The sequence below is a fragment of the Pelagicoccus sp. SDUM812005 genome (genome assembly GCF_031127875.1).
In the GTDB taxonomy this organism is placed as follows: Bacteria; Verrucomicrobiota; Verrucomicrobiia; order Opitutales; family Opitutaceae; genus Pelagicoccus.
Map to the genome: position 1 here is coordinate 36,914 of NZ_JARXIA010000014.1, position 17,583 is coordinate 54,496.

Consider the following 17,583-nt stretch of genomic DNA (forward strand, 5'->3'; position numbering starts at 1 on the left):
GCTCTTAGGCGGATACCGTTTTCAGCCGCGAACGCACGTCGGCCAGCATCTGCTCGGGCGAGAGTCCGTGGCGTGCCCGCAAATCGGATACGCTGTCGCCATGGGGGACGAACTCGTCGGGCCAGCCGATGCGGACCAGCGGAGTTGCAATCCCTGCGTCGGATAGCGTTTCCGCGACCAGGCTGCCGAAGCCGCCGGTCTTGATGCCGTCTTCCATGGTGACGAGGAGCTTGGCGCCCTTGGCTTGAGCCAGCAGGAGCTCGGTGTCGAGCGGCTTGATGAAGCGGGCGTTGACGATGGCGACGCTGAGTCCGTCCTCGCTTTCCAGCTTTCGCTTGAGGGCGTAGGCGTCCTTGATCATGGGCCCGAGGGCCCAGATGGCGACGTCGCTGCCGTCTTCGAGGATTTGCGCCTTACCGACCGGCAGGGCCTTGGCTTGCTCCTTGATGGCTACGCCTTCGCCGGCGCCGCGCGGATAGCGGATAAAGGCGGGAAGGTTTTGGGAAAAGGCGGTCTGCATCATGTCGACCAGCTCGTCCTCGTCCTTTGGCTGCATGGAGATGAGGTTTGGCACCATGCGAAGGTAGGCGATGTCGAAGAGGCCGTGGTGGGTGGCGCCGTCGTTGGGCGAAAGTCCAGCCCGGTCCATGCAGAAGACGACCGGCAGCTTCTGCAGGCAGACGTCGTGTATGACCTGGTCGAAGGCGCGCTGCAGGAAGGTGCTGTAGATGCCGCAAACCGGGCGCAGGCCGCGGGTGGCCATGCCGGCGGCGAAGAGCACCGCGTGTTCCTCGGCGATGCCGACGTCGTAGAATTGATCCGGAACTTCGTTGCTGAGGTGGATGAGTCCGGTGCCGGACGGCATGGCGCCGGTGATGCCGACTACCTTCTTGTCCGCTTTGGCGAACTTGACCATGGCCTTGCCGAAAACGTCCTGGTAATTGGGGGCGACCGGCTTGGCGGCGCCGTTGGATTTGCCGGAATCGATGGCGAAGGGGCTGGTGCCATGGAAGCGCTCGGGGAAATCGATGGCGGGCTTGTAGCCTTTTCCCTTCTTGGTGACGACGTGCACGATCACCGGCTCGTCGGAGTCGCGGGCGAATTCGAGGTAGCGCTTGAGCAGCGGCAGGTCGTGGCCGTCGATGGGGCCGAGGTAGCGTACCCCGTACTTCTCGAAGAGCGAGGAGGGCACCATCATGCTCTTCCAGCCCTTTTCGGCGGTCTTGCCGAGCTTGATGAGCTGGTCGCCACCGGGAACGTTCTTCAGGAAGGAGCCGAAGTCGTGGTGGAGGCGGTTGTAGATGGGGTTGGTGATGAGCTCGTTGAGGTACTTGGAAATGGCTCCGACGTTCTTGGCGATGGACCATTCGTTGTCGTTGAGCACGATCACGAGGCGCTTGGTGGACTCCGCCACGTTGTTGAGCGCTTCCATGGTGATGCCGCAGGTGAAGGCGGCGTCGCCGCAGACGGCGACGACGTGGTCCTTGGAATCCAGGGCGTCGCGGGCGCTGGCCATGCCGAGGGCTGCGGAAAGGGCAGTGCCGGCGTGTCCGGCTCCAAAGGCGTCGTGCTCGCTCTCGTCGCGGGAGAGGAAGCCGCTGAGACCGGCGGAGCTGCGGATGCCGTCGAACTCCGGACCGTTGCGGCCGGTGAGCAGCTTGTGCACGTAGCCTTGGTGGGAGGTGTCGAATACGAACTGGTCCGCCGGGGTGTTGAAGACGAGGTGCAGGGCGATGCTCAGCTCGACGACTCCGAGGTTGGGCCCGAGGTGGCCTCCGTTGACGGAGGTTACCTTGATGAGCCGGTCTCGGATTTCCTGGGCGAGCTGTTCGAGCTGCTCAGGGTTCAATTCTCGCAGTTCCGCGGCGCCCTTGATCTTACTGAGGAGAGGGTAGGCTTCGCCCGGAGCGGTGTTCTGTGTGTCGTCGTTCAAGATGGATGAGGGAAAGGGGGCGAAACTGAAGCGATTCCGCTTCGCTTGTCCAACACTTTGAGGCGCGGGCGGCCTATTGCTCGGTTTGCAGCTCCTCGAAATGGGCTCCGGACTCGGCCTTGGCCTTGAGAATTTCGATCTTCTTTTCGGCTTCCTTGAGCTTGATGTCGCACTGGGCGAGCAGCTTGTTGCCCTTCTCGTAGTGGGTGATCAGGGTTTCGAGGGGAAGTTTGGAGTCTTCCATTTCGCTCACGATGGTCTCCAGCTTTTCAAGGCCTTCCTCGAAGGTCGCGATCATGTCCTGTTTCTTGTTGCTCACGGTGGGGACTATGGGAGGAAGGCGTTGGGATTCAAGGAAATGAACCCAGCAATTGCACGGACGGGGCGCTCTGCTTATAAGACGAAATCGGCGCTCGACAGCTTGGCGGCTGTTGGGAAGGTTGGAGGCCATGACCCTGCTCGAAACGGTTTTTATAGTTGCCCTCGGCGCCAAGCTGGCCGCCGAACTCGTCCTCGACGCCTTGAACCGCGGCCAAGTCGCCAAGAACGCCCAGTCGATGCCGGCCGCCTTGGAAGGCATCATGAGCGAGGAGAAGTTCCAGAAGGCGAACGAGTATACGCTGGTTAAAAGCAAGTTCGGCACGATCGGTCTCCTGCTGGACGCGGCGATCCTGGCGGTTGTGATCTTGAGCGGCGCCCTGCCGTTGGCCTACGAGGCTTGGAGCGGCGCCATGGGCGAAGCTGCCTGGAGCTCGGCGCTGTTTCTGGTGGTCGTGATGATGGTCCTCAGCCTGCCCGGCTTGCCGCTGGAATATTGGGAGCAGTTCAACATCGAGGAGCGTTTCGGATTCAATCGCAGCACCAAGGGGCTGTGGATCGGCGACAAGATCAAGGGGACGCTGGTAGGGCTCGTGATCGGCTTTCCCCTGCTTTGGCTGCTTATCAGCTTGGTAGGTTGGTTGGGCGAGTACTGGTGGATCTGGGGCTTCGGAATCATGTTTGGCTTCCAGCTGGTCATGATGGTGCTCTATCCGATGCTGATCATCCCGCTCTTCAACAAGCTCACTCCGCTGGAGGACGGACCGCTGCGCTCGCGCCTGATGGCCATGTCCGACAAGGCCGGCTTCAAGTGCAACGCCATCCAGGTCATCGACGGCAGCAAGCGCTCCGCCCACTCGAACGCTTACTTTACCGGCTTCGGAAAATTCCGCCGTATCGTACTTTACGATACGCTGATCGAGCAGTTGGGCGAAGACGAGATCGAGGCCGTGCTCGCCCATGAGATCGGACACTACAAGCGCGGACACATTCCTAAGATGATCGCCAGCTCCGCCGCCATGATGTTCGGCGGGTTCTGGATCATCGGCTACCTGGCCGACAACGAAGCTTTCTTCCACGGATTTGGATTCGAGGAGACGAACATCGGCATCGCCTTCCTGCTGTTCGGCCTGATCGGGGGACTGTTTACGTTTTGGATGACGCCGATCTTCAACGTCCTGTCGCGAAAGCATGAATACGAGGCGGATGCCTTCGCCCGCGATGTGGTGGGAGATTGGAAGCCCCTGAGCCGCGCCCTGCGCAGCTTGAGCGAAAAGAACCTCAGCAACCTGCAGCCGCATCCCGCCTACAGCGGGTTCCACTACTCGCATCCGACCCTGCTCGAGCGCGAAGCGGCCATGGCCGGCGGCGACCGCCAGTCCTGAGAAATGGGGCGATTGCGGCCAGCGCTTGTTCTCTGCCTACTCGTCGCAGCGGTGGCAACGCATTGCCGCGGCGAAGAGGAACCGCTCCGGATCGCCACCTACAATTTGCGCAACTACCTGCTGATGGACCGCCAGGTCGACGGCCGGTTTCGCCTCGAATACCCGAAGCCCGAAGCCGAGAAGGCGGTGGTCCGCAGGACGATTTTGGAGGCCGCGCCCGATCTGCTCGCAGTACAGGAGATCGGGACCTGGGACGAGCTGGAGGAGCTCCGAGACGATCTGGAGCAGGAAGGCTTGCCCTACGAATCCGTGTTCGTTCTGGAGGCCGACGACGAAACGAGGCGAATCGGAGCCCTTTGGAGGGCAGGGATCGAGGTCGAGCCCATTGCCCACGACGACCTGAGCTTTTCGCTTTTCGGCGACGAAATGCGAGTCAAGCGCGGCATGCTCGAACTCCGGGTCAGAGCGGGGGAGGGTCCGCCTTTCAGCGTCTTTGTGCTGCACCTAAAAAGCAAGTACACCACCGATAGGCGCGACCCGCAGTCGACCCAGCGGCGCACTAAGGAGGCCCATGCGGCCCGCGAGCGCATCCTGGAACGCTTTCCCGATCCCAGCCGTTCGCCTTTTATGATCGTGGGCGACTTGAACGACCACCGCAATTCCAGCCCCGTGCGCCGCTTCCTGGTACGAGGCGACCTGCAAATCAGCCAGATCCTAGAGGCCCGGGATCGCAGCGGCCTGATCTGGACGCACTACTACAAGAAGGGCGGAGAGTATTCTTTGCTCGACTACATGCTCGCTTCGCCGGGGCTCACGTCCATTTACGAAACGCGGAGCGAGATCGTCGACAGGGCCGACTACTACGAAGGCAGCGACCACCGCTTGGTTTGGACCGATCTAAGCCTTCGCGAAGCCAATTAGAGCTCCGCCATGTACTTTGCGATCACCTCGCGAAGGGAATCGAAGGCCCATTGCTCGGCGGGGACTTCCTGAGGGATCACCAAATGCAATCCAGCGACTTCGCCCGCCTCCGCTTCGATCCCGTCGAAGGAATCGACCTGCGCGAGGAAGTAGGAATCCGTGACCGCGTAAGCCACGTCGCGATAGGTGTAGGTGTTGGGGAAGGAGGCGAAGAAGCGGACCGAGTGGATGTCGAGGTTGGTCTCCTCCTTGGTTTCTCGCACGACGACTTCCTCCAGGCGTTCGCCGAAGTCGGTGAAGCCCCCCGGGATGCCGTACTTGCCCTTGCTGGGGTCCTTGGCTCGTTCCACGACGAGGAGCTTTCCGGTCCTGTCGAAGATCAAGGCTCCGGCCGAGCAGGTTGGGTTGAAGTACAAGGTGAAGTCGCAATCCGGGCATTCGACGCATTTGCCCTCGCGCAGGAGGAGTTTTTCGGATCCGCAACGCGGGCAAAACTGGAAATGTTCGGGTACGGGCTTCTTGCTCACGAGGGAGAGAGGAAGGGCGAGCGAGGGCTATTCGCAAGCCCGCATTGGGGCGGATTTGGGCGGGAAAATATTTTTCGCGCATTTTCATTGATTTCGGAAAGCCGACCCGTAACGTGCGCATCTTCATCTGACAGCCTCGTGGTGTAATGGTAGCACTAAGGTTTCTGGTTCCTTCTGTCGGGGTTCGAGTCCCTGCGAGGCTGCCACTTTTCTAAGGTACTGAATAATAGTGGCTTATGGATGAAAGAAAGACGCCTCAGGGCGTCTTTTTTGTGCCTAAACAGGTCTCGCAATGCCCAAAAATGCGGCCAAATTGGGTCGTTTTTTGTCGTAATCTACACATTCTTACACACTACTATGGGCGATGCCTAGGCGTACTCCACCCAAGCGAATGAAGAAACCGTCTGTCTATCCGGACAAGCAGTCAGGTAAGTTCATATGCGACTTCCACATCTTGGTCGATGGCGAGATCAAGCAACGCCGCTTGAAATTTAAGACAAGAGCCCAAGCGGAGGAAGAGCAAAAAAAGCAGGAGGCCAAGCGCAAGAGGGCAGCAAGGAAGGGCAAGGGGACTTTGACGGCCGCGCAGCATGAAACCGCCGTCTGGCTTTTCCACGAAATCGATAACCTAAACTGGGAAGGGGTCACGGTTAGGGAGATCATGAAGCATTTCCGCTCTACCTACAATCCTACAGGTTCTCTTTTGTTTTCAGCGGCGATTGAAGATTTCAAAAAGTACAAAGAAGGATCTGGGCTCAAGAAAAGCTCAATGGCTGCGATCACCCCGCGGCTCGAAAAGCTGAAAGAGTCCTTAGGGAACCGAAGAGTTCGAAATTTGGGATCCAGCGACTTGCTGCGCTACGTGAGGGATCAGCCTGAGGGGATGCGGTACAAAATCTATGTGCTGCTCCGAGAACTACTTGATTACGAAAGCAACCCAGGGCGAATGAGTCCGATCTTGCGCCGCAAAATCTTAGACGAATTCGAGTTTGAGTCGAAGAAGGGGATGATCTTCAAGCAGGCAAGGACAGCAGCGCCAACAATTCTGCATGTCGACGAGGTTAGAGCGGCGTTGAGGCAGCTTGTTGATTTCAGGGTCAGAGAAGGAACCCCTGGAGAATGGTTAGGGATATTCATATTGGGTACATACTGCGGGCTTCGACCTCATGAAATTCAAGCCCTCGGGCGCATACAGCGAGGGCAACCAGGACCGAAGGAAAGCAAGGAGCTACCTCAGGAATACAAGAGCTTAGGAGACGAGGCTGTATGGGTTAAGCACATACAGCTCAGCAAAGGGATCATTGTTTGCGACGGTCAAGTCGGAACAAAAACAGCCGAGAGGCGTAATGTAACGATCCGTCCTAATGCGCTGGAATGGTTAAAGTATATAAAAGAGAAAAACCTTCCCCTTTGCGTTTCGGACCGGCGATATGCTAGGGACGCCAAATATTACAGGATCGCCGTAATGGACGAAGAGAGACAGAGAGACAAAAGGTGGAATGACGTTTTTCGTCATACCTTTGCTACTTTTCTCTGGAATTTAGAGGGGATTACGGAGTCTGAGTACACCTCCCAGCTTGGCCATTCGATGAAAGTCGCAAAGGATAATTACATAGGAGATATACACGACACTGAAGATTCGAAGGGATTCTTTTCACTTTCGCCAAAGATCGTGCTCGGGGCTTAGATGTTAGTTACAGCCGTTCGAGACGAATTGATGAGAGATGGAAGGGAGTTTAATCATTTCTCGCGACGATCTGATCCTCTAGTCCTCCCTCAATCGGGTCGCATATTGATCGATGGATAATCCCTCATTCCGAACATTTATCTGCTTGCGGAGGCATCGGTTTTCTCTCGGGTATCGATGAACTTGAGCCCCAGTGAACACTAATTGCGCGAAAGTTAGGAAAGGACATCCAATTCCTGCCGCCGTTTCGAAACTTTCTGCGGCGACTCTGGTACTGCCATTGGCGACTTCGACACGGCTGAAACCTTGGAGAATTGACCTGGTGTAGTGCAGGCTAGATCCCCATTTTCACTGATCGGAAGTTCGAATGGTTACTTCTGAACGAAATCTTGAGGTTTAGGGCAGTCCTTGCAGCGGGCAAGCTGGTTGAAGTGCTGGGTCAACCGGCGGAAGATTCGTTCGTAAAGGTTACGGATTTTGGTCTTGAGTTTCATTAGACTTTTCGTACGCGAGTCGCCATACGCGGTGAGCCATTAGAAGATCATGTTTTTGATATCAGAGCCGATGGTGGGGTAGGCCCATAGCGTCGATTTTAGTTCGGGTACGGTGATGCCTTTGGAGATGGCGAGAGCGAAGAGGTTAATGACCTCTGAGGCCTGATGCCGGAGCAAATGGGCGCCGAGGATTCGATCGGTTCCGTTTTCGATCAGCACCTTGTAGTAGGAATGTTTCTCGCCGATTCGAAGGGAGGAGGGCCAAGCTCTTGTGGTTCCTTTGCTCACTCTGAAATTGAGGCCTTTCGCTTTTGCTTCTTCTTCCAAGAGTCCGACTCGAGCCAGGTTCGGGATGGTGAATACGGCACTCGCTACGGTCGTGAGGTCCAGTGGGTTGCGGTTTTCGTTGAGTATGTTCTCTGCGACTAGGATGCCAGCTTGGTCCGCGACAGTTGCGAGTTGGTAACCTGTATCGGCGACGTCTCCAATGGCGTAGATGCTTGAGTGTGACGTGCTTTGCATAAACGAATTGACGGAGATACCTCTCGGCGTGGTCGCGACGCCAAGGCTGGAATGGGCTAGAACGCCGAGGTTTGGAACGCGGCCGCTTGCGTTTATCACGCAGTCTGCGTCGAAGGTGTTGCCAGCTGTCGTGGCTATCTGCAGGTGGGTGCCTTTTCGTTTGAGGGTCGCAATCGTTTCATTCGCTCGGAATTCAATGCCGGAAGTTTCGGTCGCTTCGAGAAGACTTGCGACTGCATCGGGATCAAAGGCCTTAAGCGGACGTTGTCCGCGGTGGAGCATCGTGACTTTGCTGCCTGCGTAGGCGGCGATCGTTGCGAACTCGAAAGAAATAAACCCGCCGCCGACGAATACGATTCGCTCTGGCAACTCTGGAAGCTCAAGGAAGGTGTCACTCGTGCCGGCGAGCTCGGCTCCCTGTATGTCAAGCGGTCGAGGGGACGAGCCAGTCGCTAGGATAATCGCGTCGGCCGTAAATGTCGTTCTGCCGACTAGAACTGTATGTTCGTCAACCAGAAAGGCTTCGCCTCGGACAGGGGTAATGCCTGCTTTTTCGTATCCGTTAAACGAATCTTCGGAGATGCCTTCCAGAAAATCGTTTTTTAATGACTGGAGGGCGGGCCAATCGGTCTTTGGCGCAGCGACGATCCCGCTGCCGACCAGGTGAGCTGCGGCTGCGACCGCCTCAGCATTTGCGACGAGGTATTTTTTGGGCTGGCAGCCCCGCAGGGCGCAGGTCCCGCCAAATTCCTGGCGGTCGACGACGGCGACTTTTTGTCCGCCTTTCTGCAGACCGCGTGCTGCGTAGTAGGCTGAGGTTCCGGAACCGATGATGACAGTATCAAACTTTTGGTGCTTCATTGGTGGTGGTGGTATTTTTTTTGTTTCTGAGTCTGGCGTGTTGGTAATGTCCTACCGGTGAATCGAGCTGCTGGGCTCGTTCTTGTTTTGAGCGAACTGGGATGAAGGGACGTTTCCGTGTTGGGGGATGTGCAAGAAGAGGTCCGCGTTGTATCTCCCTCTTGTGAGAGCGAATCTCCATTGGTCGGCTGCGTTCTGTTTTATCGCCTGAAGGGCATACGGGTGCGGGTGCGCACGACCGAAGTCTCCACCGCAGAGGGAAATGGCGAAAGTCGCCATGCCAGTGCTCTTTTGTATCAACGAGGGAAAGTCGTAGTTGGCCTGCTTTCCGAGCGCGGCCCGTACGTGTCCCATCGTGGGGTCATTGCGGATTCCAAGGTGGAGGCGGCCAATAAGCATCACCGCTTTGGCGTTCGGGTTTTGCGAGAGGTAGTTCGAGAGGTTTCGGGCTATCAGTCGATTTCGCTTGAGAACGAATCGCTTGATAAAAGCTCGCAGGGGAGGCTTTGTGTCGGTTCTCCAAGGCCAACCTACGTCGGCGTCGTATCCATAAATCTCGAATCCGAGCGATTCTGATGTATCTAGAATCTGGTCGTATAGAAATATAGCGCTGTCTGATTGGCGCAGGATGCCTGGTGCTGATTTCAGGTTATCTAGAAGCGTATCCCGATCTTCTGCTAGCTTTTGAGGAGCCTCGATGAGCAGCGTGTTGTAGCCTCGGGATTTGAGTTCCGGTAGCAAGGATTTGATATAGGCTTTCTGGGCCACGGACTCATGGTTTTCAGCAATTATTAGGATGCGGTTGTCTGGTTGTTCCCTCTCTACGATGGCAGGCGCGGAAAAGGGCGGCTCGGCTGCTCCAAGCGCTAAAGCGGTGGTTGCGGCGAGGTAAGCGTAAAAGAGTTTGTTCATGAGATTTATATGGAAGGGCGGACCATCGGAAGACTCGCGATACGGGGCGTAGCCTCAGGAGCAGCGATCTCGAGATCGTTTGAGCGTTTTCAGTTTCGCTCGCGAGTCCGGCGTTTTGAGGGTGAGCGAGTTCTCTGTATCTAGGATATAGGTACAGAGAACCGCTTGATTTTATTCGCTTGGCGGCGTTTGAAGCCCTCGCTGAGGACTTCAAGCACTCACGCAGTGGCGTAGCTTGCTTTGCTGAATCCGACTTTGGCCATTTCGGCGAGCGTTTCCTCAGTAGACCAAGTGGCGTTCGCCAGCATCTTGTAGTTGGTGAGTGCGGCAGCCATGCCGTCCATTCCCGGGAGGATGGCGGCGGCAGTGGCGTCCCAGGCGACGGCAACTTCGAAGCCGTTTTCGAGCAGGTCCCGCATGTGGCTTTCGACGCATACGTTGGCCGACATCCCCGCGAGAATCACTTTGTCGATATGGCGTTTGCGGAGCTGCAAGACGAGGTCGTTGTTCTGGGGTCCGTAAACTTTATGCGGGTTGGCGAAGATGGTTTTTCCGTCTTCGAGCAAAGGTTTGAATTCAGGCATCCAATCCGCGCCGCTTCCCTCGAACCCCACTAGGCTCAAGGGGCCTGAACGGTCAAACATGTTGATGTCGTGCATGAGCTTCTCGACGGCTCCTTCGAACTTCCAGCCGTGGTCGGTCGGATAGTAGTAACGGGGGGAGACGAAGACTTCCATCCCGCAACCTTTTGCGGTTTCAAGAAGGGCTTGCATGTTGGCGACAGTGTTGTTCTTGGTCACCGATTCGCCGACCACACCCCAGGCGACGCCGTCGGGGCTGAGAAAGTCGATTTGCGGATCGATAAGCAAGAGCGCTGTACGATCGTCGATAGTTACGGTAGTATTTGGTAGTCCCATTTGTGTTACACTTTCTGCTTTTTTTTTGGTTAGGCTTGGCCGCCGAAGCGGACAAAATCGTCTAGATCGAGATACTCGAAGAGCGTACTTACGTCGGGGCGCGCTGGTTCGAGCGCTTGGGAAAACGCTGCAAACCAGGCCCGAGCTTCAGGGCTGAGTCCGGGCAGCGTCTCGAGCCACTGGCTCCAGGCTTGAATCTGGAAGGCTTGCATGGGGCGATGGGTGTTGGCTTGCACCCATTGGAGAATAGCCCAGTCGCCGGAGCCATCGCTTACCTTGTCGAGAAAGGCTTCGGGGCTGATCCCGGTGAGGTCGAAAAACTGCTGGTCAAGCAAGCTCTCAGCTCCGTATACATAGACTCCGAGCTTGCCAGTTGCAGCTGCCCTTGCCTTGTCGATCAGGCGAGGTAGGTGGACGAATCCGCCGAGTCGGACTCTGGGGCTGCGTGGCGCGGCCTGAGTGAGATCGATCTTGTTGCTCTTTAGTGACGTGTTCATGACTGTCTTTCGTTGATTCGTTCTTGGGTCAGAGACGGCGTTCAGACGCGTCGATCGGCCGGTCGTTGATCGAGGCGAAGCGGCGGGCCATCAGGCCGTCTTCGTTAAACTCCCAGTTCTCGTTGCCGTAGGAGCGGTACCACTGTCCTGAATCGTCGTGCCATTCATACTCGAAACGGACGGCGATTCGGTTGTCGGTGTAGGCCCAGAGTTCCTTCTTCAACTTGTAGTCGAGCTCTTTGTCCCACTTGCGGGTTAGGAATTCCACGATGGCCTCTCGGCCGCGGACGAACTCGGCGCGATTCCGCCATTCGGAATCGACGGTGTAGGCGAGGGATACCTTTTGGGGATCGCGCGTATTCCACGCGTCCTCGGCGGCTTGGACCTTTGCCATAGCGGAATCCTTGTCGAACGGTGGTAGTGGCGGACGTGATACGTCTATAGTATTGGATGGTTGTGTCATAGGTGGCTTTGTTTCGCGTGAGCATCGTGCGATGCGTCGCATTCGATTTATTTGCTAAGATTATTGTTAGCCATTATCGCTAAGGACGGCGTTGGCTTTTGCGCTGCACCTTTCGCAGCAGACGTGGTCAGCCTGAGCTATCTTGCGGTAGTTGATGCGATCTGCTTGGCTTTTGAACCGGTAGGTGATTTCGCGCTGCCGCTTGCTGATGAGGAAAGCTTGCGCGGTCAAAAAGGCGTTGCTCCTGATGTGAGGATGTAGTGGCGGGACTGTTACGCGGGTTGTTGCATGTTCCGTGGTCATTTTATTTTCTCCTCCCATTTTCGTTCGCGAATCAGTGATGGTGGTGATTTTCGCTAGGCGTGAATGGCTCTACTTTGGCTTCGCCAGAAGCATTGCGGATCTTTTCCACTGCTTCCGCTGTAGGCCAAATGGTATTCGCAATCATGCGGTAGTTGACGTATGCCGCTTGAAATCCGTCGAGGTCGCCCACGATTGCGGCACCTGTAGCATCGGGAACGACGGCGACTTCGAAGCCTTGCTCCATGAGCTCGCGGAGATGCGACTCAGTGCAAAGGTTCGCGGACATTCCTCCTAGAATCACTTTCTTGATACCGCGCTTGCGAAGTTGAAGTACGAGATCGTTTGATTCTGGACCGTAAACCTTGTGAGGGCTGGTAACTAGGGTGCTCTTGTCGTTGATATAAGGCTTGTAGCGTTCCAGCCAATCGGCCCCGGAGCCCTCGACGCCATCGCTTACGAGCGGGCCCTCACGATCGAACATCCCGATCTTGTGCATGAGCGTTTCCAGCGTTCCTTCGTGTTCCCAAGCGTGGTCATGCGGGTAGTAGTAGTGCGGCGAGATGGCAACGAGCATGCCGCGTTCTTTCGCGGCCGCGAACAACTGTTCAATGTGTTCGACGGTATTGTTCTCTGTAACGTTCTGGCCTACGACGCCCCAGGTGACTCCATCCGGGCTGAGAAAGTCGTTCTGTGGGTCGGTGATGACCAAAGCAGTGTCGAATAGGTTAACCTCCAACCCAGGGTCGGGAAGCTGGGCGAAGGAGATCCGAGTGGATGCTAGACCTAAAAGAATCGCGAAGATTGTATATAGTTGTTTCATGACATGTAATCGTTGTGTGTTTTGCTTATATGGTTGTGGCTAAAAATGGATTGCTTCGCTACGGAACATTTTTGCTTTCGCTTGACGCGCGTTCCCTTCCGGCTACCCAAGTGGCCAGCTGCTCGAAATCGCAGTTGGTCTCCCAGACTTTGCGGAGGAATTCTGCTGGATGCAGGTCGTTACGCCTTAGGAAATCTCTGTCGCAGTAAGATGGATACATTGTATTGCTGCCGAGCGTCCCTGTTAATTTGTGCTTTGCCTTCAGACTAACACGTGTCAATTCTGGACTGAGATTCGACTCTGGGGAAGGGTACAAGCACGTCTTCGATTCGAGTCTTTGGTGTTCGCCCAAACCGCTTTGAACATCAAAGTAGTAAGCCCTTCGAATATCTTGAATGAGGGCGATCGCAGTGAAGTCCGGTTCTCTCCATCGTTCGAATTCCTCCGCGTAGTCGACCAGTTCCTTGCTCCGGCTACCTATCGACTTGAGAAAGCGGATTTCGATTTCGTTGAAGAAAAAGTCGGGGTCTCGAAACCCTTGTGAATAGAGATCCACTGCTTTTGTCCAAATTTCTTGGAGCCGTTTGTGATAGTTGTAGTGTCGCATTTTTGTCTTTCCCTTCGAAGGAGAGAAACGCGTGCCTGCCTCGTAGAGGGGGAGCGGAATCTATGATCTTTCCAATTCCTGGATGCGGGCCTGAAGTCCCTCGACGATCGAGCCGATTTCGTTCCTCGTATATCTCGGTGTGATGTATTGCGGGCAGTTCCAATCGAAGGAAACAACGTCGATCACGAACAATCGCTCGGCCCGTCCCAACGTGGCGCTACTTACTTTTTTTACCATATCGATCGGCGCAGCTTTCGTGTTGAAAACTTGTGCCGTACCCAGAACCTTGAGACGGGTGCGCGAAGGGTAGTCTATCAAGAAGAGCGAGACTCGGTTGTTGCGGGAAAGGTTGCCGGTGCTGACGAGCTGCCTATTTCCTTTGTAATCCGCGAACGTGAGCTGAGTCGGTTTGACTATTTTAAGAAACCCAACAGGGCCTCCTCGATGTTGGATGTAAGGCCAGCTGTCCTCGTTGACGGTGGCCATGTAGAAGGAATCCCGGCTTTGGATAAACTCTTGCTCCCTTGAACCGAGAGGGTCAATGGATGAACCTTCTCCTACTTTCTGGTGCCGGCCATAGTATGTTTCTTGCGCCTCTTTGACGGACGGCGTAAGAGCGATTTCCATGAACTTTCTAGCCATTTTTTACGATTGTTTGCGCGGCAGGAGCGAGTTGGACGCTCCTGCCGCGATTGGTTGGATATCAGGTTGGAATCTGAGTTTCGCTTAAGCGTTCTGGCAGGCGCAGTCTTCTACAGCGGGGAAATCGTTTTCCGTCTGAGCGAGGCGATTGAAGTAGTTAGTGTAGATGTTTACCGCCACGTTGGCCGTTACTTCCGCGATTTCCTCATCGGAAACGCCCGCCCGTTTGACTGTTGCGAATGTGTCGTCATCCACAGCGCCACGAGTTTCTACAATTGCTTGCGCAAGATTGAGGATCGCCTGTTCCTTGGCATCTGGAGAAACTCCTTTCCGTGCATCGGCAAGTTCCTCGGTCGGAATCTTGAGCGATCCTCCAATCAGGGCGTGGGCTCGCAGGCAGTACTCGCACTGGTTGGACTCCGCGAGGAGCAGCGCGATTTTCTCGCGGGTTGTTGGGCGTAGCGACCCTTTCGATACGGCTCCGCTCAGAGCAAGATAGCCCTCTAGTGCAGCGACGCTATTTCCCAGGGCTTTCACCATATTCGGCACAAGTCCCAGTTTTGCCTGCACGGCCTTATAGAGAGACGCGGTGCTCGGTGTAGCCGCTTGTTCTTCGATTAGCTTTATTCTATTCATTTTTACTTTATATATTATGGTTGAATTGTTTTTTCGTATGGTAATTAAGATGCGATATTGCCCAGAACTCGTGTCAGGAACTCCTTCAGGTAGAACTTTCTTTGTTCGCGGCTGATCATCGAAACCGGGGATATGTGGTGGTTTTCTATTGGCCTCCTGAGAATCTTGCCGCTGACGGAGTGCGCGGGGCTCTCTATTTTGCTGTCGCTGGCTAGCGGCTCTCGAGCCGTTTTAGCAGTCAGTCTCATAGCGAGCCTAGCAGGGTTGCTCCGCAGTCGACTTGCCGAAGAGTGAAGAGAATCTGCTCTCAGGATTGAGCATCAGAGCCAGCGGGACCATGTAGGCGTAGTGGCGAACGAGCGTTATGACGGGAAGTACCTTGTTGAGGTCCCATCCGGCGATGCCAGCCCCAAGGAGAGGTAACATAAAGAACCAGACAATGAGGACCGTTTGGGCAGTCGTGTACGCAAAGGCGCGAAACCATTCCGGGCCGAAGAGCGAAGGTCTTAGCGCTGCGTAGATGACGGACAGGGCAATGCCGTTTCCGTAATGCACGGGGAGTCCGCCGAGGAGTCCGAAGCCAAGTTTGCTTCCGATAAGCCCGGGGATGTCCCACCATGTTCCGGTCATGAAGAAGCCGGATATGTCGAAAAGAATCGTGCCAAGGATTCCGGCGACGATTGAGTTGATCCAATTTATTTTCATATTTGTATTAGGTTTATGGTTACGTAGAATCTTGTGGTTAAAGTTGGTCTCGAATTTCCTCCGCGGGTGGGTGGTCGAGAGGCGTGTTCGCCAGGTTGTTAAGTAGGGATGTGAAGTGCACCTGGGCGACTGCAGCTACGAGCTCCACAATGGTTCGTTCGTCGCGGATATGCTGTCGTAAGGCTTCGAGTTCGCTTTCCTTCAGGTGCCCGTGCTTGCTTATCAGCTGACGGGCAAACTTAAGGGCAGAGTCGTGTAGTGGGAAATCGGATAGCCCGCAGCGGGCGCGCTTAATTTCTTCGTCGCTAATCCCGAGGGATTTTGCCTTCGAGGTCGCTGCCGAAACGTCGTAGGAGCTGCTGGTCAGTTCGCCGATCGCCAGTAGGATCTTGGCCTGGAGTTCCTGCGAGAGACTGCACCTGTCTAAGGAATTACCAAAGACGAGGTACGCCTCCAGCATGAGCGGAGCGTTCGCGAGAACGCCTAGAAAGCCTTCCAGGCTGCGAGCCCCTGCGTTCAGGTTCTGAAGCTCGAGACGCAAGGGAGCAGGAAGCGTCTCTAAGCGTGCGGCATTTATTTTAGGTTCGTTTTCGAACATGCCACCCAATAAACATTGAGTGTGCCAACTTCTCTTTTAAATTGCGTAAGTAATTGGATATTAGGAAAATAAGAATATATAATGTCTAGTAGTGACGAATTGAAATTACGAGTAACACGAAATAATGAGTTGTTAATACACGAAATTTCGTGATGGTGGGAGCGATGGAAGGCGTAATTGCAAAGGGGTTGGAGGAGTTGGCGGACCTATTGTTGAAGCTGCCGCAGGAACACAGCTGCCAGAGGCTTTTGGCGATGGCCGTAAGGGAGATTGCCAAGTGGGAAGACGTCGCCCTAGTGCGGGTCTGGCAATTGAGGGAAGGGGATATATGTGATCGCTGCTCCTTGGCGGAGGAGTGCCAAACGCGGGTCAAGTGCATGCACTTGGTTGCCAGTAGCGGTCGGTCCTTCGTTGACAAGCAAGTGGTTTGGGATCGCCTCGATGGGCGTTTTGCCCGCTTTCCAATTGGGGTTCGGAAAGTAGGACACGTAGCAAAGACCGGTGACCCTGTAACAATAAACTTGAAGGATGATCGCGGGTGGGTGGTCGATCCCAAGTGGGCGATAGACGAGGGGGTGAAGGGAATAAATGCCCAGCCACTGCTTTTTCACGGAGAGATCTTGGGCGTATTGGGAATCTTCACACGTCGAGAGATCGACCAGGACTTAGCCCGCTTCCAAAGAATGGTCGCGGACCATCTAGCGATGGCGATAGCTAACGCCGAGGCTTTCGAGAAGATTCGCGACCTTCATAGCAAGCTGGAGTTGGAAAATGAATACCTGCGAACGGAGGTTGAAGAGATTCGCAACTTCGGCGAAATCGTGGGACGCAGCGAGCCAGTGCAGCAAATCGTATCGAAAATTGAGCTGGTGGCTCGCACGGATGCCAGCGTGCTGGTTACCGGCGAGTCGGGCACGGGCAAGGAGCTTATCGCTCGAGAGGTCCACAGGCGGAGTCAGCGTAAGGACAAGCCAATGATTCGGGTGAATTGTGCGGGGATTCCCGCCAGCTTGTTCGAGAGCGAATTGTTCGGCCACGCTAAGGGCGCGTTTACTGGGGCATTGCGCGATCGGCCGGGGCGCTTCGAGGCGGCTGCGGGAGGAACGCTCTTCCTCGACGAGGTCGGAGAGATGCCGTTCGATCTACAAGCCAAGCTGCTCCGCGTGCTTCAAGAGGGGCAATATGAAAGGGTTGGCGAGGACCGGACTCGTCACGTGGACGTAAGGATTATCGCTGCGACGAATCGCAATCTGAAATCTGAGGTCGAGGAGAAGCGTTTCCGGGAAGACTTATTCTACCGTTTGAACGTGTTTCCGATTGAGGCGCCTCCGTTGCGACATCGTCAGGAAGATATCCCCGCCCTCGTAGCGCACTTCGTCAGGCACCTGTCGAAGCGGCACGGAATGAAGGCCCCCAGCGTACCGAAAGCGCAACTACAAGCGCTGGCTAACTACAGCTGGCCTGGCAATGTCCGGGAACTTCAGAATCAAGTGGAGCGGGCTTTGATTACGTGTGGAGGCAAGAGCCTCCGTTTTGAGGTATCGGGAGCAGGGCGCGCCGGAGGGGCGAACTCAGCTGGAATCGATTCCGATGCGGAGATATTGAACGAGGTCCAGATGGTCGACCTGCAGCGACGCAACATCTTGAAGGCATTGAAGCAATTGGATGGACGAGTTTACGGAGACGATGGCGCTGCTGCTATGCTTGGGCTAAAGCCGAGCACTTTGGCGTCCAGAATGAAGAAGCTCGGAATAGAGCTGAGAGCGAAGCGGCGACCGTGGGACGAGTGGTTCAACTGTATCCAGGACAGCGTAGCGTGAACTGGATACAGATGC

The 17,583-nt window shown here is 55.5% G+C and carries 19 protein-coding genes and 1 tRNA gene; 6 read left to right on the top strand and 14 right to left on the bottom strand.

The features are described 5' to 3' along the window. Positions 1–4: 4 nt before the first annotated feature. Positions 5–1,933 (bottom strand): 1-deoxy-D-xylulose-5-phosphate synthase, encoded by a 1,929-nt coding sequence (dxs, locus tag QEH57_RS15955; RefSeq protein ID WP_309007761.1) that lies wholly within the window; start codon positions 1,931–1,933, stop codon positions 5–7. A 73-nt stretch (positions 1,934–2,006) separates the two neighbouring features. Next, the gene (xseB, locus tag QEH57_RS15960; protein WP_309007762.1) at positions 2,007–2,252 is read right to left on the bottom strand and encodes an exodeoxyribonuclease VII small subunit; all 246 of its coding nucleotides are present in this window, start codon (positions 2,250–2,252) and stop codon (positions 2,007–2,009) included. Positions 2,253–2,382: 130 nt separating this feature from the next. Here xseB and QEH57_RS15965 point away from each other — a divergent pair, with 130 nt between their 5' ends. Both QEH57_RS15965 and QEH57_RS15970 read left to right on the top strand, forming a co-directional pair. Then, entirely contained in the window at positions 2,383–3,636 is a 1,254-nt protein-coding gene (locus QEH57_RS15965; protein WP_309007763.1) for a M48 family metallopeptidase, read from the top strand. Between the two features lie 51 nt (positions 3,637–3,687). Continuing rightward, positions 3,688–4,557: an endonuclease/exonuclease/phosphatase family protein gene (locus tag QEH57_RS15970; RefSeq protein ID WP_309007764.1), complete on the top strand. Its 870-nt coding sequence runs from the start codon at positions 3,688–3,690 to the stop codon at positions 4,555–4,557. On the opposite strand, the gene QEH57_RS15975 is transcribed toward QEH57_RS15970, so the two are convergent. Next, a complete protein-coding gene (locus QEH57_RS15975) occupies positions 4,554–5,084 on the bottom strand; it encodes an NUDIX domain-containing protein (protein ID WP_309007765.1) in 531 nt (176 codons plus the stop codon). The two genes, QEH57_RS15970 and QEH57_RS15975, sit on opposite strands and share 4 nt — an antisense overlap. Positions 5,085–5,216: 132 nt before the next feature. Here QEH57_RS15975 and QEH57_RS15980 point away from each other — a divergent pair. After that, a tRNA-Gln gene (locus tag QEH57_RS15980) sits at positions 5,217–5,290 on the top strand. A 185-nt stretch (positions 5,291–5,475) separates the two neighbouring features. Then, positions 5,476–6,771, top strand: coding sequence for a hypothetical protein (locus QEH57_RS15985; protein ID WP_309007766.1), 1,296 nt, complete (start codon positions 5,476–5,478; stop codon positions 6,769–6,771). A gap of 533 nt (positions 6,772–7,304) precedes the next feature. Here QEH57_RS15985 and QEH57_RS15990 read toward each other — a convergent pair. The 5 genes from QEH57_RS15990 to QEH57_RS16010 all read right to left on the bottom strand — a co-directional run bounded on the left by QEH57_RS15990 (position 7,305) and on the right by QEH57_RS16010 (position 11,437). Further along, positions 7,305–8,648, bottom strand: coding sequence for an NAD(P)/FAD-dependent oxidoreductase (locus QEH57_RS15990; RefSeq protein ID WP_309007767.1), 1,344 nt, complete (start codon positions 8,646–8,648; stop codon positions 7,305–7,307). A 51-nt stretch (positions 8,649–8,699) separates the two neighbouring features. Further along, entirely contained in the window at positions 8,700–9,560 is an 861-nt protein-coding gene (locus tag QEH57_RS15995; RefSeq protein ID WP_309007768.1) for a hypothetical protein, read from the bottom strand. 218 nt (positions 9,561–9,778) lie between these two features. Continuing rightward, positions 9,779–10,477 carry a cysteine hydrolase gene (locus QEH57_RS16000; protein WP_309007769.1) on the bottom strand — a complete coding sequence of 233 codons (699 nt, stop codon included), beginning with the start codon at positions 10,475–10,477 and terminating at the stop codon, positions 9,779–9,781. Positions 10,478–10,506: 29 nt separating this feature from the next. Continuing rightward, a complete protein-coding gene (locus QEH57_RS16005; RefSeq protein ID WP_309007770.1) occupies positions 10,507–10,974 on the bottom strand; it encodes a DUF5069 domain-containing protein in 468 nt (155 codons plus the stop codon). Positions 10,975–11,002: 28 nt separating this feature from the next. Then, entirely contained in the window at positions 11,003–11,437 is a 435-nt protein-coding gene (locus tag QEH57_RS16010; protein ID WP_309007771.1) for a nuclear transport factor 2 family protein, read from the bottom strand. A gap of 63 nt (positions 11,438–11,500) precedes the next feature. Here QEH57_RS16010 and QEH57_RS16015 point away from each other — a divergent pair, with 63 nt between their 5' ends. Further along, the gene (locus tag QEH57_RS16015; RefSeq protein ID WP_309007772.1) at positions 11,501–11,698 is read left to right on the top strand and encodes a hypothetical protein; all 198 of its coding nucleotides are present in this window, start codon (positions 11,501–11,503) and stop codon (positions 11,696–11,698) included. A 73-nt stretch (positions 11,699–11,771) separates the two neighbouring features. Here the strand turns inward: QEH57_RS16015 and QEH57_RS16020 are convergent, their stop codons facing one another. The 6 genes from QEH57_RS16020 to QEH57_RS16045 form a co-directional block, all read right to left on the bottom strand. Beyond that, a complete protein-coding gene (locus QEH57_RS16020; protein ID WP_309007773.1) occupies positions 11,772–12,560 on the bottom strand; it encodes a cysteine hydrolase in 789 nt (262 codons plus the stop codon). A 58-nt stretch (positions 12,561–12,618) separates the two neighbouring features. After that, positions 12,619–13,167: a hypothetical protein gene (locus QEH57_RS16025; protein WP_309007774.1), complete on the bottom strand. Its 549-nt coding sequence runs from the start codon at positions 13,165–13,167 to the stop codon at positions 12,619–12,621. Positions 13,168–13,227: 60 nt separating this feature from the next. Beyond that, positions 13,228–13,809, bottom strand: a complete 582-nt coding sequence (locus QEH57_RS16030; RefSeq protein ID WP_309007775.1) for a pyridoxamine 5'-phosphate oxidase family protein — start codon at positions 13,807–13,809, stop codon at positions 13,228–13,230. An 84-nt stretch (positions 13,810–13,893) separates the two neighbouring features. After that, the gene (locus tag QEH57_RS16035) at positions 13,894–14,445 is read right to left on the bottom strand and encodes a carboxymuconolactone decarboxylase family protein (RefSeq protein ID WP_309007776.1); all 552 of its coding nucleotides are present in this window, start codon (positions 14,443–14,445) and stop codon (positions 13,894–13,896) included. 255 nt (positions 14,446–14,700) lie between these two features. Further along, positions 14,701–15,150, bottom strand: a complete 450-nt coding sequence (locus QEH57_RS16040; protein ID WP_309007777.1) for a hypothetical protein — start codon at positions 15,148–15,150, stop codon at positions 14,701–14,703. A gap of 37 nt (positions 15,151–15,187) precedes the next feature. After that, on the bottom strand, positions 15,188–15,748 hold the full coding sequence (locus QEH57_RS16045; RefSeq protein ID WP_309007778.1) for a hypothetical protein: 561 nt from the start codon (positions 15,746–15,748) through the stop codon (positions 15,188–15,190). 164 nt (positions 15,749–15,912) lie between these two features. On the opposite strand from QEH57_RS16045, the gene QEH57_RS16050 reads away from it, so the two are divergent. Next, entirely contained in the window at positions 15,913–17,568 is a 1,656-nt protein-coding gene (locus QEH57_RS16050) for a sigma 54-interacting transcriptional regulator (protein ID WP_309007779.1), read from the top strand. Positions 17,569–17,583: the final 15 nt, after the last annotated feature.

What these genes read in the sequence shown, in the direction of transcription:
- QEH57_RS15965 (WP_309007763.1), top strand. Translation starts at nt 2,383, where the DNA reads ATGACCCTGCTCGAAACGGTTTTTATAGTTGCCCTCGGCGCCAAGCTG.
- QEH57_RS15985 (WP_309007766.1), top strand. Translation starts at nt 5,476, where the DNA reads ATGAAGAAACCGTCTGTCTATCCGGACAAGCAGTCAGGTAAGTTCATA.
- QEH57_RS15990 (WP_309007767.1), bottom strand. Translation starts at nt 8,648, where the DNA reads ATGAAGCACCAAAAGTTTGATACTGTCATCATCGGTTCCGGAACCTCA.
- QEH57_RS15995 (WP_309007768.1), bottom strand. Translation starts at nt 9,560, where the DNA reads ATGAACAAACTCTTTTACGCTTACCTCGCCGCAACCACCGCTTTAGCG.
- QEH57_RS16000 (WP_309007769.1), bottom strand. Translation starts at nt 10,477, where the DNA reads ATGGGACTACCAAATACTACCGTAACTATCGACGATCGTACAGCGCTC.
- QEH57_RS16005 (WP_309007770.1), bottom strand. Translation starts at nt 10,974, where the DNA reads ATGAACACGTCACTAAAGAGCAACAAGATCGATCTCACTCAGGCCGCG.
- QEH57_RS16010 (WP_309007771.1), bottom strand. Translation starts at nt 11,437, where the DNA reads ATGACACAACCATCCAATACTATAGACGTATCACGTCCGCCACTACCA.
- QEH57_RS16020 (WP_309007773.1), bottom strand. Translation starts at nt 12,560, where the DNA reads ATGAAACAACTATATACAATCTTCGCGATTCTTTTAGGTCTAGCATCC.
- QEH57_RS16025 (WP_309007774.1), bottom strand. Translation starts at nt 13,167, where the DNA reads ATGCGACACTACAACTATCACAAACGGCTCCAAGAAATTTGGACAAAA.
- QEH57_RS16030 (WP_309007775.1), bottom strand. Translation starts at nt 13,809, where the DNA reads ATGGCTAGAAAGTTCATGGAAATCGCTCTTACGCCGTCCGTCAAAGAG.
- QEH57_RS16035 (WP_309007776.1), bottom strand. Translation starts at nt 14,445, where the DNA reads ATGAATAGAATAAAGCTAATCGAAGAACAAGCGGCTACACCGAGCACC.
- QEH57_RS16040 (WP_309007777.1), bottom strand. Translation starts at nt 15,150, where the DNA reads ATGAAAATAAATTGGATCAACTCAATCGTCGCCGGAATCCTTGGCACG.
- QEH57_RS16045 (WP_309007778.1), bottom strand. Translation starts at nt 15,748, where the DNA reads ATGTTCGAAAACGAACCTAAAATAAATGCCGCACGCTTAGAGACGCTT.
- QEH57_RS16050 (WP_309007779.1), top strand. Translation starts at nt 15,913, where the DNA reads ATGGAAGGCGTAATTGCAAAGGGGTTGGAGGAGTTGGCGGACCTATTG.